Below are 14,300 nucleotides of genomic sequence, written 5' to 3' on the forward strand. Positions count from 1 at the left end.
CACCTCCAAGCCGTTCGATAACTTATTCCTGTTTTTTTTGCCTAGTCCGATAGTTTTGTCTGTACATATTACCATGAATGACTATATATGACTATATTTGTATTGAAACTTTACAATACTAAATCCTGTTTAAAGGGTTAATTATTGCTACTATGGCAAGAGTGCCTCCTGCCTGACTTGCACCAGGAGTCTGTTAATAGCTTCGGAAATTGTCAAAACCGAGATGTAGTTACTCATTGAACACCACAAAGGCTAAAATATGGAGTGTTATTTATGAGCCATTTATCCCTATCCGAACAGATTACCGCGGAACTTCTAGCAATCCTGATCGAAGAAGAAGTCACCTATCCCTGGGATGTAACCGCTGTTGAGAGTCATGATCCCTTAGACCTGACAGAAACGCCTTTTTCTCTGTGTGAAGGACTGGAAGCGACGGCGATCGAAGCACAAGCTGATAGATTCTTTAATAGTTTACACCAAAAATTCCCGACAGTTTCCGTTTCACACCGGTCTAATATCTTTGATAAATTTGCCTCTTTATTGCCGGCCGAACATTTAAATCGTCTAGTAGAAAGCGCTGAAAATCTAGTTAATAGTCAATTAGACAACCTTGATCGCCTTGTTGTTTGTCTTAGCGATCTCTTTCCCCAATGGTCTCCAGAAGATTTACAGGTTTTTGCTCGTCCCTACGCCTATACTATGCGTAATGGCCAGAGCGAAACCAATATAGAAACCGAAAATTGGCAAAATCTTTCCGAAATTGAACAAATTCGCCGCAGTGCAGCCATCGCCAGCCAGATTTTCCGCGACCTGTCTTCTCCTCAATAGTCATCTCATTTTATTTTGCACGACTACATTAGGTTACACTTCATCTTTATGAGAAACGCTATATCTCTTTATCTGATTTTTTGCTTTTTGTTTCTACCCGTCAGAAAGATTCTATAACTTGTGATTAACTTTGAAAGCACTTTTTAGGGTTGGATGCGTCATCAGACGCATCCTATATTTTCAAAGTTTCTTACCTAAAATGTCGGATGAATGCCCCCGCTAAATTTTTCGACAAGACATCAACCTTTGCGGGGGATGAAATCCGACCAAGATATTGACTGCGAAGCACGATTTTAATTCTACCATTTGTAAGTAAACTGTGTTATAATCTACTTAACCAATGGTCGAGAATTGTTAGATGCTAGTCGTAGAAGCAAAGCTAAAAAACGGAACCCCAGAGCAATATCACCGGCTTGATGAAGCTATCAAAACTTCTCAGTTTGTGCGTAACTCTTGTGTTCGTCATTGGATGGACAATAAGGGGACAACCCGCAATGATCTCCAAATTTCACTAGCCAAGATTGTTCAGTTTGTGGGACGAGATTTCAAAAATGATTAAGCACTAGAACTCATCAATGTCCTAACTGTAAAACAATCTTAGATAGGGATCATAATGCAGCGATCAACATTCTTAAAAAAGGGTTGAAATATTTGGGAAATCATCTCAACGGTACTGTTGGGCAAACAGAAACCGACCCAAACCCCCCACCCCCCTTGCCCCCCCGACATCGGGGGGGTCGGGGGGGCAAGGGGGGGGAGAGTCCGACCTATGGATTTTCAGTGGAGACATTGAGAATCTAAGCTGTCTCGTTGAACAAGGAATTTCCGATAGTGATAGGTCAAGAATCCCCCGTCACAGCGTAGCTTGACGGCGGGAGTATGTCAAATTTTGCTGAGAATACGCTGGACTATATCCATTCCTGTGAAGGCTTGCCAGCCAAAAAGACCTAAAATGACGGCATTAAGGGTAATATGGGTGATTCTGGCCAATTCATTGCCTTTTTGCATTAAAGGTACTAAAGCGGCGCTGATCGAGATTAAACCCACCATCCCTAAACCGGCCAGCAGATGGGGACCGACAAATAATTTACCGTTATTAATATAAGTCACCGCCATACCCCCGATCGTCCCCAAGACCATTAAAGCGAGGATTAGGGAGCCAATTTGATAGTGTTTAGTGCGAAAATCCTTGGGCAATAATTGTTTTTTTAGGTCCTTATCTGCTGTACGCGTCCGTCGCCATTGTAGCCCCGAATAGAGGGCATAGATAGTTAATCCTAATAAAACCCACATGAGAATGGGATGGCCAAATTGTGACCAAGTTTTTACGGCACTGGGAATCTCGAAGTTCATAGTTGTCTGTTCTCATCAAAGATCGCTTCTTAATAAAAATTAACATGAATCGCTCACTCTTCCTTATTTTTCGGGTGATTATACTTGTCAGACTAGATCAGCAAGATAGCTCACCATCACCACTACTCGCCACTCCCCGCTCTCCTATAGCTTTTAAACAGGATTTAGTAAGAATAATGCCTGAAGCGGCAAAACTAAGGGTTTCAACCTAGACGCAGTTTAGTGATAATTCTTTGACAATAGAGTTGAATTCCTTGCAGCTTGGCTAGGGAGAATTTTGGTTTAATGGGAAGGATCAGTAAAGACATAAAACTCATCCGCAGCAAGCGATAAACAAGGATAGTTAAAGTCGTATGTTTTTCGAGACTGAGAAGATAACTATAGATATTATGAGTTAGTCTTAGATAACCATAGCGACGGGTGATAGAAGATGGTTCATGAATGATTTTAATCTGATTGGTAACAACGACTAAATAGCCTTGATTTGCGTATCTTCGGGAAAAATCAAAGTCTTCGTAGTAGAGAAAGTAATCGGGATCGAAATGGGGACAAGTGGAAAAATTAGAGAAATTAATTAATAAACTGCATCCCGTCACCCAGTCAGGAATAAGATAGGGTTTATCTCCATAGTCTAAGGATTCCTCCACCACGTTAATTGTGCCGATTTTGGCATTAAATTTTCCCCAACCAAACCAGATTTTACCATCCGGTTCGTAAATTTCTGTACCAGCGATGGCAACTTCCGGATATTGCTGAAAAAATTTGCTTGCTTTCTCCAGAGAGTCCGGTAATAAGTAAGCGTCAGGATTAACTAACCAAACGATAGCTTCTCTGTCTTGTTGATAAATCCAATCAAGTCCCAGATTACATCCTTTCCCAAATCCTAAATTTTCCCCCGCTTCAATAATCTTGACTCTTTGCGCTGCTAAAGATTGGATATTTTTATCTTCAGTGGAATTGTTAACAATGATGAGAGTAGCAGATAAGTCATCGTCGAGGGAAGCGATTAAACGCTTAATTAATTCCGCGCAATTGTAGTTGACGGTCAATAGATAAATCATTACAGATAAAAGGTAGAGAATTACTTTTTCTGAAGACGACAGAGATTAAATTTTTCAATTTTACTGGGAAAGGGTTGACAACTTTGGAAGTCAATAACGAGATTTTCCTTCGCTAAATCACCCACTATATCAGACGATTTTTTATTAAAGTCCGTCTGGAGAATGTAGAGAGATTCTGGGGGAGTATTAGCAATAAATGTCTCGGCATTTTTTCGCATTAAAGTTCCCTCACTGACTCCAGTATTGCCTTTGAGTCTCACAAAACGAGTCGAAGCGGGAAAATAAGGAACGATAAAAGATGTTCCTTCATCTCCCCAGATAACAATCGTGGAATTTTCGTAGGGTTTTAATGCTTGACTATCGATACCAAAATAATGATCTGACCATCCCATTCTCCACCAATCCATCGGTTTAACCGTAGTGACAATTAAGGAAAATATTACCAAGTTTATGATTAATAATGGTTTCTTGCGAGGATAAAGATAGGCAATAATCAAAATAATTAAAGTGGGAGTGATTAATTCTAATGGCATTAGATAACGATAGATAGAAAATCCCACTAACCAAATAGAGTAAGCGGTCAGAGAAAAAGGCAGTAAAAACCCTAAAACTGGACCGTGGGTTAAGTCAGGTTCAGAGGATAGATTGCGCTTAGAAATAGCACGAAAAATAATTACTACTATTAGTAAAATTATCAATAAATAGGTGATTGCTAATCGGCTATCTTGGAAAGGAACCTCAGAGACAAGAGTTTGTCTCTGGATAAAATAAACAGGATAAAACAACCATTGCCAGATATCTTTAGGCAAATATTGTATCCCTTTAAAATTGTAGTCGGTCTCAATATAAGGAGATTGAAATATTTTATTATAGAAGGGAAAAAGAGGATTAGCAAACTTTGTCCACATTAGGATAATCCAATAACCAGCAGTGAGACTAAAACCCACGGCCATTGAGAGAATTGATAGAATTAAATTCCGTAACTTTTCTGACCAAGAATTAGGTAAAAAATTAATAGCTACCAAAAAGCTAATACTATATAAAGCATTGGTTAATTTAAACCCCGTTGCTAATCCTAATAAGAATCCAGCTAAAAGAAGATTTTTAGAGGGAATTGGCAGATTTTTCCCTAAACTACTAACTATAAAAAATAATCCTCCCAGAACGAACACACTGGTGGTATTATCACCAATACTGGTTCCTAACTCCGAAATATAGGCTGCCCCAAAAATACTGGTAATCGCTGCCGCTATGCTTAGAGTTATCTTGTATCTTTCGGAAACTTTATCGAGGGAATGATAGGTAATTAGGTGAACTAACCATTGATTTAACCCGTGAAATCCTCCCATTAAAAACCCCACGACAATCGGAGGCAGTTTCAGATAATAAACAGCGACGAAAAAGGGAACATCAATCAGGGGATTAAAAAAAGTTTGTATCTGCGCGGGTAGGACATCATACTTAAACCTTCCTGTCAATAACATATAGGGATTATAAAAATGATAGTTTCGTAAATCCCAACTAACATCTTGACCTAAAATAACCGAGATAATCCCCAAAGCAATAAAGTAGGTAATTGCCCAAAATAAGGGATGAGAAAGTGGAAAACGTTTGAGGTTTGTCATAATTGAAAATTCAAGATTTATTTGTTTAGTTTTACTAGCTTAACTTGGCAATTTATAGTTAAGGATGAGATTAAGATTACCTAGTAACAATCCCAAAAAGACGATCAGCATGATTATCTTGACAAAATTAGTTAAATTTTTCGATTTTTTTTCGGTTAAATCATTAAAGAAAAATCCCCCTAAAGTAATTGCCGTTCCGATAATAAAGTAATATCTACCGTAAGGGGAACTCAAAACCCAATCCTTAATATTTAAATTCACCGACCAAACGACAAGAAAAATAAAGATAGTGGCAGCACTGATAAAATCAGAGTTTTTACGAAAATCGTCTAAGAATATACCAAGCACTAGAAAGAGAAATCCATAGTAAGGAATTACATACCAAGCATAGTAATGACTTTGAGCGCCAGAAAAAATAAGAAGAATTGTATAGATTAATATAGGAAAAATAACTAATCGTATTTTAGATATTTTCAAAGGAAATCTGGCAACTAACAGTAGAGTGATCCAACTAAAAATTAACCAACCATCCTCAAAAAAAACTGTAGGTAAAACTAGATTTTTTAACATAGCAAAATCCGTAAAGCGATTTTTATGTTCTTGGAGAGTAGTTAAAAACCAACTAAAATCATAAAACCAACCGTAAAGGTAATACAAACCAAAGGATAAAACTGCCGTCAGAGAAGCGATTAAGCTATCTCGCCAATTTTTTTGGAATAATAGTAAAGCGACTAGAGAACCTAGAATATATAATCCTGTCACCTTAACTAAAGGTGCTAAACCACCTAGAACTATAGCCAAGTATAGATACTTTTTTTGAGACTTTTCACCGTACTGAAGGAATAAAATTGCTACCGCTAAACTTAGACATAATAATAAATTTTCACTAACTGCTAAACGAGATAAAAAAACCGTATTGGGGTTAGTGGCAAAAATTAAAGAAGTTATAATCGCCACACCGGTATTAGTCAAACGTAAAGCTAATAAATAAAGTAAGAAAATAGAGAGAGTGCCAAAAACTAAAGAAGGAATTCTAATTACTGTTAAACTACAGTCAAAAAATTCCTTTGCTCCCGATAAAATAGCCGTCATACCCACAATTAATCCAAACAAGGGAGGATGATCAAACCAAGGGGTAACAAAACGATAACGAACAGCAGTTTTTTCCCAAACTGTCACCAAAAAATCATCCGTGGGACTGAGGAAAGACCAACTGGTAGGAACTCCCTCTTGAATCAAACTCATGCCACTCCAAGCAAAGGCAAATTCATCTTGAGTCCAGTTATAGGGAGGCAAGGAATCGTACTGATAATATCTTAAGATAAAACCTAATCCAGTAATTAATACACCCAGAAATAGACGGTAATCAAACTTTTCAAAATTCTTAAATGGAAAATCTCGTTGCAGCATTATTCTGAAATTGGCTCGCTATTTATCTTTTGGGGTGAACCCGCGCTATTGTATCATGGTTTGACGGTTAAATTTTTTGGCAAACCCAGATCGATTAAATACCCGATTATCGAGGTTAAGTCATCTCGATAATTTCTCCTTCGTAAATTCTCAGGGATATCAAAGGGCAAACTCATCTTTATAGCCAACTCTAGGCAAGGGACTCATTTCTGGCAGAAAAGTTCCCCCTTTCTCCCCACTAAACTATAACTTAAGAGATTGACATTACCATCAGCAATATGCTAAAAAACATTAGCTTAAGTAGGGAGGCACAATTATTTGTAGGATAGGTTAGCGGTAGCGTAACATAATCGGGCGTTGGGTTTCATGCTTCAACCCAACCTACGTTCATCTTATATTTAATTCCACCCACCTACTTGATAGCCGAGTACCAACAATTACCCCGTTAAAAATCCCTATATTTTCCCCTAAAGCCAACATCTTTACCTTAGTTGCCAACATGATTCGTCAGTTAAATTATTCTAGAGTTTGGTTGTTATTAATTCTTATTTTTGCCCTTTTCCTGCGTCTAAATGCCGCTTTCTCTTATCCTAATATTCTCTGGCCGGATGAAATTTTTCAGACCTTAGAACAGGGTCATCGACTAGCTTTTGGTAATGGGATGATACCTTGGGATTTTCGGGACGGGATTCGTTCTTGGTTATTTCCGGGCATTCTTGGCGGGATTATGAAGTTAACTGCTGGTTTTTCCGAGGGCTCCAGTGGCTATCTGGCCAGCGTCAAGATTTTCCTCAGTTTACTATCTTTAATCCCCGTTTGGATCGGATTCTCGATCGCCTACGAAAGCATCGGTTTGGCCGGCGCTATCCTAACCGGCGGTATTTGTGCGATTTGGTTTGAATTTATCTATTTTGCCCCGAAAGCCTTCACCGAAGTTATGGCCGCTTATTCCCTGCTAGTCGGCGTTTATTTAGGATGCTACGGCAAAAATCCCCCCTCTCGTCAGCGACTGTATTGGACGGGGTTTTTCTACGGATTGACCACCTATCTTCGATTTCATTTACTGCCTGCCATAGCCATCGCCCTCATTTATCAAGTTAGACAAAAAAATTTTCCACAATTACTGCCCCTTGCCCTCGGTTTTATCGGTCCGGTTTTGCTGGGGGGTGCTTTAGACGCTTTCACTTGGTCCACCCCCTTCCAATCGATTTGGAAACTGATCTGGATTAATATTTTTGAAGGAAAATTTAATAGTTTTGGCGTATCCCCCTGGCAGCAATATTTTACTTGGTTAGCCCTCAATTGGTCTTGGTGGCTGTTTCCGATCCTCGTCTTCTGTGCAATCGCTGCTCGTCGTCACTGGATTCTCGCCCTTCTGGCCCTAGTTATTATCCTCTCTCACAGCTTTTTAGGTCACAAAGAATATCGCTATATGTTCCCTGCCCTACCACTAATTATTATTCTCGCTGGTTTGGGGACTGCCACTCTCGTCTCGCGTTTATCGTTAATGCGAGGTTCCCTCGCCGGCAAAACTATCGTTATTTTTAGTAGTTTACTTCTTTGGGCTTTTCTCTCTTGGTTGTTGGCGGCGCGTTTTAATACCGACCAGACTTTTAATTTCGGACCGCCTTGGCAAAAACCGGGCTATACTCACTGGCAAACCCACGGCGGACAATTACAAGCCTATCAGTATTTAAGTAGCGAGAAAAAACTGTGCGGTTTAGGAGTAAAAGGATTGGCGTGGCAGTACACGGGGGGATACGCTTACTTACACCAAGATGTACCGATTTATTTCCTTAAAGATAACCAAAATTTCGAGGAACTACAACCTTATTTTAATTATCTATTATTTAACCAAGACACTGCCGCGGTCGGAGATTATCAACGGGATAAATGCTTTAACGGAACTTGCGTTTACAGGCGCTCGAACTCTTGTCAAGTTAACCCGAATTATCATATCAATCAGTATCTCAAAGAAGCTGGCGAGTAGGATAATATATCTCTGGCAAACTTGCTAAATTTGTCAAAAATAAGTCTAAAAAGCAGAGAAAAAATTTTAATTATGTAAGCGGGATAACTTCGATCATGAAAAAAGTTAAAATCTTGCCAATTTACCTAAGTTTTCTAATTTTAATCTATATAATTTCTGTCATGACGGTCAACCTCTCCTCTTTCCCCGGATTGCACGGAGATGAGGCTTGGTTTGGAATTAATGCTGGGGAAATCCTCCACCACTATTTTGATTGAATACTGTCCCCATTGTCTAGATTTTCCCAAATCTTGGAAAATTATCTAAGGAAGTTACCGCGAATCTATCATTATTAAAAACAAATCATCCACACAAATCCTCAGCTTAATTTTGATAAAAGCCAATAATAAGCTGACTTTAAAACTCAAAACTTTTGGTAAATATCTTGACAAATGATCCCGATCGAGGGTATTATTGGCGTGGTTTTGGTAAAAATATCCAACAGCCAGAGACTCCCTAGACTAACTTAGTAAAATTAATTCCTCCCTATTGATAGATGAAAATCAAGAAATATCTTAAGTTCTGGAAATATCCTCGCTTAGTTGATGAACGAGAGACTTTAATTGAAGAACGAGATTCTCTCAAAGATCATCTGAAGAGTTTGAATCAAGAAAAACAAGAAATGATTCGGGAAAAAAATGCTCTTTATGAAAGATTAGGTCAGTTATCCTTAACCATTCCCGAACTGCAAGAAATTAGTCCGAAACTTCTCGATATTAGCGTGATCAAAAATAAGGCCCGCCAGTTTCGAGTCCAATTAGATGCCGAAAAAGAAAAACTGGCTCCCGACAATTTTGGCTGGTATCCTTACAACACTTTAACCTGCTTCGAGATTCTCGAATTACTATTAACAGGTAAAAACCGTTTTCTACTAGAATTAATCTCGGAAAAACCGATTGTTGATATTGGTTGTGCCGATGGCGATCTGGCGTTTTTTCTGGAATCTTTGGGCTGTAAAGTACAGGTGGTTGACTACGCTCCTACTAACTTTAATCTGATGCAAGGAGTTAAACTGCTCAAAACTGCTCTTTCTTCCTCTGTGGAGATTCATGATGTTAACTTAGATTCCCAGTTTCTGCTTCCCGAAAAAAGCTATAGTTTAGTCATCTTCTTAGGAATTTTATACCATCTCAAAAATCCCTACTATGCCCTCGAAACCTTAGCGAAATCTGCCAATTATTGCCTGATTAGCACCCGCGTCACTAAGTTTAATACGGTGAGTAATACCGCTAATCGAGTCGATCTTTCCGCGATTCCTCTAGCCTATTTACTCGATGAACTAGAAGCAAATAATGATTCTACCAACTATTGGATCTTTTCTAATGCCGGGTTACGCCGAATTTTACAGCGAACCGGCTGGGAAATTTGCGATTATATAACAGTAGGTAATACCGAAAACTCCGATCCCGCCAGTCGTGACGGCGATGAAAGAGCCTATTGTTTAGTAAAAAGTCGTTTCTATCAAGATTAGAAATGCCTAAATATCAGACCAGTCTCCTAAAAACATGAACTATCCCCCTAATCCCCTCTTAAACCGACGTAGTTTGCTGAAATTAGCGGCCCTAGCCGGAGGAAGTGCCGGACTAGCTACCCTTCTCTCCTCTCGGCTCAGTTATTCTGCCGACCAAAACCAAGCTAGTGCCGAGAATATAGAGGCAATAGAGGAATTTTTGCGGCAAATTCGCCCAGTAGATTCGCAAAATCTCCAGTGGACAGAATATAGCTTTGAAACAGTCACCGTTGATCGTCAAGGGCAAATTATCGATCGCCGTCAGGGTAGCGCTCGCTCCTGGCGCGAACCTTTAGGCAACGGCAGCGAACTAGAAATGGTGGCTATTCCGGGGGGCAGTTTTCTACGAGGCTCGAAAAATGAGGAAAAAGGCGATCATACTAGCAGTGAAAAACCAGAAAATTCCCTGACGACGGCGGCTTTTTTTCTGAGCAAATACCCGATCACCCAAGCACAATGGCGAGCGATCGCCCAACTACCCAAAATTAATCTCGAACTCAACCCGGCGCCCTCCTTTTTCCAAGGCGATAACTTGCCTGTTGAGAGAGTCTCCTGGTACGAGGCGATCGAATTTTGTCAAAGACTCTCCCGATCCACCGGCAAAGATTACCGACTAGCGAGTGAATCACGCTGGGAATACGCCTGTCGCGCCGGTACAACCACCCCCTTTTACTGCGGGGAAACCCTCACCAGCGAGCGGGCCAATTACTTTGCCGTCTATGATCCCTACGCGGAAGAACCAGCCAGCGCCTATCTGGCCAGGACTACCCCGGTGGGCAGTTTCGCCCCCAATAATTTCGGTCTTTACGATATGCACGGCAACGTGGGCGAATGGTGCGCCGATAGCTGGCACCGCAATTACGAGGGAACCCCGCCCCTGGATGGTAGTGTTTGGTTAGACAGGGATACTCGCTTGCAGCCCCGTTATCGTTCCGCCCGTTTAGTGCGAGGGGGCAGTTGGGGCGATGAAGCCAGGCACCTACGCAGTGCCAATCGCACCTTTTGCCTTCCCGATCAACACCACAGTGTCTTGGGTTTACGAGTCATGGCCGATAGTATCGGTTAATCAATGCTTGTGTCCGCCCAAGAGACGACAAAGGTATGGTTCAATAGGTTAGGTTGCCAAAAGCATTCAGAATCTTCTGCCGTTGTCAGTGCGTCTGTAGCTAAATCAACCGCGAGTGAGGTCAAATTTTTCATGAAGATACAGCAGTCTCATCTTTTCTTAACTCCCCCCACAGGAGATCTACAGGTACCTTTATCTCCTCCTCCCCCGGACGACGGCAATTTAGAAGAAGAAAAAAATTATTCTCTCAGCCTGTCTCTAGTCATTCCCACCTACAATGAACGGCAAAATATCGTTCAATTAGTCAACATTCTCAGTCAAATACTGGACGAAGCCCTTCCCAACGATTACGAACTGATCGTTGTCGATGATAATAGTCCCGATCGCACTTGGGAAGTCGCCGCGTCTTTAATCGCTGAATATCCCCAGCTGCGAGTGCTGCGCCGGGAGGGAGAAAAAGGCCTATCCTCGGCAGTGGTACGGGGGTGGCAAGTGGCACGGGGCGACATCCTTGGGGTCATCGATGCCGATTTACAGCATCCCCCGGAAGTGTTATTAAAATTATTCGAGCAAACCAGAGCCGGAGCCGATCTCGCCCTGGCTAGTCGCCATGTGGAAGGGGGTGGAGTCAGCCAATGGAGTCTGACTCGACGCTTCCTCTCCCGGGGGGCGCAGCTGTTGGGATTAGTCATTCTGCCTAACGTGGTGGGACGGGTATCGGATCCGATGAGTGGCTATTTCATGGTTAATCGACAAGCGATCGCGGGCCCGATCTTAAACCCGATGGGCTATAAAATTCTCCTCGAAGTTATCGGCCGCGGCAATATCGACCGGATCGCCGAAGTGGGTTACGTTTTCCAAGAGCGTCAAGACGGTGAAAGCAAAGTCACCTGGCAACAATACATCGAATATATCCTGCACTTGCTGAAATTGCGTTCCCGCGGTCGTTTCGGTGGCCTGAAAAGGCGTTGGCAATTCCCCCTCGCTCGCTTTCTTCGCTTTAGTTTAGTCGGGTTTAGTGGCGTATTCGTCGATATGGCTATCTTTTATCTCCTCAGCGATCCCACTACCCTCGCTTGGGGAGTAACTCGCAGTAAGATTATCGCCGCCGAGGTGGCCATTATTAATAATTTTCTCTGGAACGATCGCTGGACTTTTGGCGATTTGTCCACCGGCCAAAATCAGTGGCAGCAGCGTTGCAAACGTTTTCTTAAATTTAATCTTATTTGTTTGGCCGGTTTGATCCTCAACGTCCTGCTCTTAAACTTTTTCTTCAATGTCTTACATATTAATCGCTATATTGCTAACTTAATAGCGATCGCTATAGTTACCGTTTGGAACTTCTGGATGAATTTAAAACTCAGTTGGCGTGTGACGGAGGTTAAACCCGAAAAGTCCGGCAAGCCATAGGAAAACCAGGGAAAACTTGGCCTCTAGTGCCGCAAACCCTTTTTAACTCTCGTTCAACCTCTGGCAGCATTAATTCTCGGGACTTAAAAGCGGCCCAGGGTCAACAGGAAACCGATTACTGGAGATTAAGTCTCAAAGAGGGGATGGAATGGCTTAATCAAAATGCCGCCGCTAATTCTACCATTGTCGTCGCTGACCCAATCTTTGCGGCGGAAATGGTACAAGACTACCAAAAAAACTTGACGATGATCGAAATGACTGCTATTCCGCCGATTTCCCTGCAAAACTACCGTATCGCTGCGATTATTCCCTGTCACAACGAAGAACTAACGATCGCTAAAGTGGTCTCCCAATTTCAAACTTTTCTGCCAGAAGCGGCAATTTATGTCTATAACAACCGCTCTAGCGATGATACCGTGACCGAGGCCCTCAAAGCGGGGGCGATCGTGCGTCAGGAAATCCAACCGGGAAAAGGCAATGTTGTCCGGCGGATGTTTGCCGATATCGAAGCGGATATCTATATTCTCATCGATGGTGATGATACCTACGAAATTGCGGCAGTACGACGCTTAATTGAACGAATGCTGCGGGAACAGTTAGATATGGTGGTCGGTGCGCGTCGGGAAGCGGCAAAATCCTCCCAGGCTTATCGTCCCGGTCATCGCGCCGGTAATCTATTTTTAACAGGATTGGTGAAATTTCTGTTTGGAGCGCGTTTAATCGATATGCTCTCCGGTTATCGCGTCTTTTCTCGTCGTTTCGTCAAATCTTTTCCCGCTTTGTCCAATGGTTTCGAGATTGAAACCGAGTTAACTATCCACGCTTTAGAATTAAAAATTCCCTTCGCTGAAGAACCAACCCTCTACGGGGAACGTCCAGAAGGTTCCCAAAGTAAGTTAAAAACTTTTCAAGATGGCTGGCGGGTATTGGGAACCGCTATCCTACTATTTAAAGAAATTCGTCCTTTTCTCTTTTTTAGCCTTGTCTCGCTGATTTTGGCGGTTATTTCCCTCCTCTTAGCGATCCCCGTCCTGTTTGAATACCTCGAAACTGGCTTAGTACCACGTTTTCCCACCGCTATTTTATCGGCCTCGATCATGCTTTTAGCCTTTTTAAGTTTGACCTGTGGCATGATCCTCGATTCCGTCTCCCGGGGACGAAAAGAGATGAAACGAATGGCTTATCTAGCTAACAGTTGGCTGAAAGGTTAGGGAAAAAGTTCACTAAACATACAGGTCTAGGTAACATCTGGGGTTAAACCGTCTCTAACTGTTGCAGCACGGAGGAGGGTTTTTTGTCAATAAATTCCGCCGGCGAAATTTGATATTTAATCAGATTGGCTAATTCCTGTAGTTGGCTGATGGCTTCCGCACCTTCGAGTTTCATTAACTCTCGATCATCGCGCATTTCTGTCCAGGTGATGCCGTAATCGGACACGAGAAACCGAATTAGATGGGTTTCACCCAATCCGACCATAAAGGATGCGCTGTTCATTTGACCGCCACAGGTGTAGCAAGATGCTAGATAACCTTGATTTTCTAGTGCGATCGCTAAGGCCTGTAAATCCATGACTAAGTCTTTCACCAGTTGGCGATGCTGTTCTGCAAGTCGTTTAAACACAATGTTCCTCCTGACAACACTCCTCAATTATAAAACCTTAATACTTTTTTAAGATTCTTTTTTGAGAAAATAAGATATGTGAACCAGGTTTTTTTACGGATGTTAAGTAACAAAATGTAAAGAACCCGATACCTAGAGTAGCGTGAATTCCTGATATCGCCAAGTATATGTAAGTACAAAGCTACCAGTTTATCCGTCTTTCTACCCCCTCGATCCCAACTATTCCCATCATGCCTATTTTTAAAGTTTTTGACATCCTCGCCGCCGTAAAACGGACGGTGATTCCCAAACCTCACGATTTAGGTTTCTGCTTCTTTCCCTTGCGGGGTTCCGCACCTGCCTTAACAGATTTACTCTGTTCTGGTCTTATGGTCGCTCTACAGACTGA

13 protein-coding genes and 1 pseudogene are annotated in these 14,300 nt (G+C 41.8%); 9 read left to right on the forward strand and 5 right to left on the reverse strand.

What is annotated here, in order from left to right; all coding sequences use genetic code 11:
- Positions 1 to 273: 273 nt before the first annotated feature.
- The 3 genes and pseudogenes from EWV68_RS12225 to EWV68_RS12235 all read left to right on the forward strand — a co-directional run.
- Positions 274 to 828 (forward strand): hypothetical protein, encoded by a 555-nt coding sequence (locus EWV68_RS12225; protein ID WP_287169929.1) that lies wholly within the window; start codon positions 274 to 276, stop codon positions 826 to 828.
- 358 nt (positions 829 to 1,186) lie between these two features.
- A complete protein-coding gene (locus EWV68_RS12230; protein WP_061433035.1) occupies positions 1,187 to 1,387 on the forward strand; it encodes a hypothetical protein in 201 nt (66 codons plus the stop codon).
- Positions 1,330 to 1,697, forward strand: a pseudogene (locus EWV68_RS12235) (zinc ribbon domain-containing protein); the annotation flags it as partial. The gene EWV68_RS12230 and the pseudogene EWV68_RS12235, both read left to right, overlap by 58 nt.
- Before the next feature lie 13 nt (positions 1,698 to 1,710).
- Here the strand turns inward: EWV68_RS12235 and EWV68_RS12240 are convergent.
- The 4 genes from EWV68_RS12240 to EWV68_RS12255 all read right to left on the reverse strand — a co-directional run bounded on the left by EWV68_RS12240 (position 1,711) and on the right by EWV68_RS12255 (position 6,277).
- Entirely contained in the window at positions 1,711 to 2,181 is a 471-nt protein-coding gene (locus EWV68_RS12240; RefSeq protein WP_287169930.1) for a DUF4079 domain-containing protein, read from the reverse strand.
- 203 nt (positions 2,182 to 2,384) lie between these two features.
- Positions 2,385 to 3,242 carry a glycosyltransferase gene (locus EWV68_RS12245; RefSeq protein WP_012266869.1) on the reverse strand — a complete coding sequence of 286 codons (858 nt, stop codon included), beginning with the start codon at positions 3,240 to 3,242 and terminating at the stop codon, positions 2,385 to 2,387.
- 20 nt (positions 3,243 to 3,262) lie between these two features.
- Positions 3,263 to 4,867 carry a glycosyltransferase 87 family protein gene (locus EWV68_RS12250; RefSeq protein WP_061433034.1) on the reverse strand — a complete coding sequence of 535 codons (1,605 nt, stop codon included), beginning with the start codon at positions 4,865 to 4,867 and terminating at the stop codon, positions 3,263 to 3,265.
- 39 nt (positions 4,868 to 4,906) lie between these two features.
- The gene (locus tag EWV68_RS12255) at positions 4,907 to 6,277 is read right to left on the reverse strand and encodes an ArnT family glycosyltransferase (RefSeq protein ID WP_287169931.1); all 1,371 of its coding nucleotides are present in this window, start codon (positions 6,275 to 6,277) and stop codon (positions 4,907 to 4,909) included.
- A 499-nt stretch (positions 6,278 to 6,776) separates the two neighbouring features.
- Between EWV68_RS12255 and EWV68_RS12260 the strand changes: the two genes are divergently transcribed.
- From EWV68_RS12260 to EWV68_RS12285, 6 genes are all read left to right on the forward strand, one after another.
- On the forward strand, positions 6,777 to 8,267 hold the full coding sequence (locus tag EWV68_RS12260) for a glycosyltransferase family protein (protein ID WP_287169933.1): 1,491 nt from the start codon (positions 6,777 to 6,779) through the stop codon (positions 8,265 to 8,267).
- Between the two features lie 95 nt (positions 8,268 to 8,362).
- Positions 8,363 to 8,524 carry a hypothetical protein gene (locus EWV68_RS12265; protein WP_002791130.1) on the forward strand — a complete coding sequence of 54 codons (162 nt, stop codon included), beginning with the start codon at positions 8,363 to 8,365 and terminating at the stop codon, positions 8,522 to 8,524.
- A gap of 278 nt (positions 8,525 to 8,802) precedes the next feature.
- Entirely contained in the window at positions 8,803 to 9,777 is a 975-nt protein-coding gene (locus EWV68_RS12270) for a methyltransferase domain-containing protein (RefSeq protein WP_002791129.1), read from the forward strand.
- Between the two features lie 34 nt (positions 9,778 to 9,811).
- Complete coding sequence (locus EWV68_RS12275; RefSeq protein WP_287169934.1) at positions 9,812 to 10,882, forward strand: formylglycine-generating enzyme family protein; 1,071 nt, start codon at positions 9,812 to 9,814, stop codon at positions 10,880 to 10,882.
- 132 nt (positions 10,883 to 11,014) lie between these two features.
- Positions 11,015 to 12,292 (forward strand): glycosyltransferase, encoded by a 1,278-nt coding sequence (locus EWV68_RS12280; protein WP_287169936.1) that lies wholly within the window; start codon positions 11,015 to 11,017, stop codon positions 12,290 to 12,292.
- Between the two features lie 239 nt (positions 12,293 to 12,531).
- Positions 12,532 to 13,503, forward strand: coding sequence for a glycosyltransferase family 2 protein (locus EWV68_RS12285; protein ID WP_502705771.1), 972 nt, complete (start codon positions 12,532 to 12,534; stop codon positions 13,501 to 13,503).
- A gap of 43 nt (positions 13,504 to 13,546) precedes the next feature.
- Here EWV68_RS12285 and EWV68_RS12290 read toward each other — a convergent pair whose 3' ends face one another.
- Entirely contained in the window at positions 13,547 to 13,912 is a 366-nt protein-coding gene (locus EWV68_RS12290; RefSeq protein WP_221275493.1) for a DUF1815 family protein, read from the reverse strand.
- Positions 13,913 to 14,300 lie beyond the last annotated feature (388 nt).

The organism is Microcystis sp. M_QC_C_20170808_M9Col, from assembly GCF_007095495.1.
GTDB classification, from domain to species: Bacteria; Cyanobacteriota; Cyanobacteriia; order Cyanobacteriales; family Microcystaceae; genus Microcystis; species Microcystis aeruginosa.

Bases quoted from the DNA above. Each gene is read 5' to 3' on its own strand.
- EWV68_RS12265 (WP_002791130.1), top strand. From the start codon at position 8,363: ATGAAAAAAGTTAAAATCTTGCCAATTTACCTAAGTTTTCTAATTTTA.
- EWV68_RS12250 (WP_061433034.1), bottom strand. From the start codon at position 4,867: ATGACAAACCTCAAACGTTTTCCACTTTCTCATCCCTTATTTTGGGCA.
- EWV68_RS12280 (WP_287169936.1), top strand. From the start codon at position 11,015: ATGAAGATACAGCAGTCTCATCTTTTCTTAACTCCCCCCACAGGAGAT.
- EWV68_RS12225 (WP_287169929.1), top strand. From the start codon at position 274: ATGAGCCATTTATCCCTATCCGAACAGATTACCGCGGAACTTCTAGCA.
- EWV68_RS12245 (WP_012266869.1), bottom strand. From the start codon at position 3,242: ATGATTTATCTATTGACCGTCAACTACAATTGCGCGGAATTAATTAAG.
- EWV68_RS12230 (WP_061433035.1), top strand. From the start codon at position 1,187: ATGCTAGTCGTAGAAGCAAAGCTAAAAAACGGAACCCCAGAGCAATAT.
- EWV68_RS12260 (WP_287169933.1), top strand. From the start codon at position 6,777: ATGATTCGTCAGTTAAATTATTCTAGAGTTTGGTTGTTATTAATTCTT.
- EWV68_RS12270 (WP_002791129.1), top strand. From the start codon at position 8,803: ATGAAAATCAAGAAATATCTTAAGTTCTGGAAATATCCTCGCTTAGTT.
- EWV68_RS12255 (WP_287169931.1), bottom strand. From the start codon at position 6,277: ATGCTGCAACGAGATTTTCCATTTAAGAATTTTGAAAAGTTTGATTAC.
- EWV68_RS12275 (WP_287169934.1), top strand. From the start codon at position 9,812: ATGAACTATCCCCCTAATCCCCTCTTAAACCGACGTAGTTTGCTGAAA.
- EWV68_RS12240 (WP_287169930.1), bottom strand. From the start codon at position 2,181: ATGAACTTCGAGATTCCCAGTGCCGTAAAAACTTGGTCACAATTTGGC.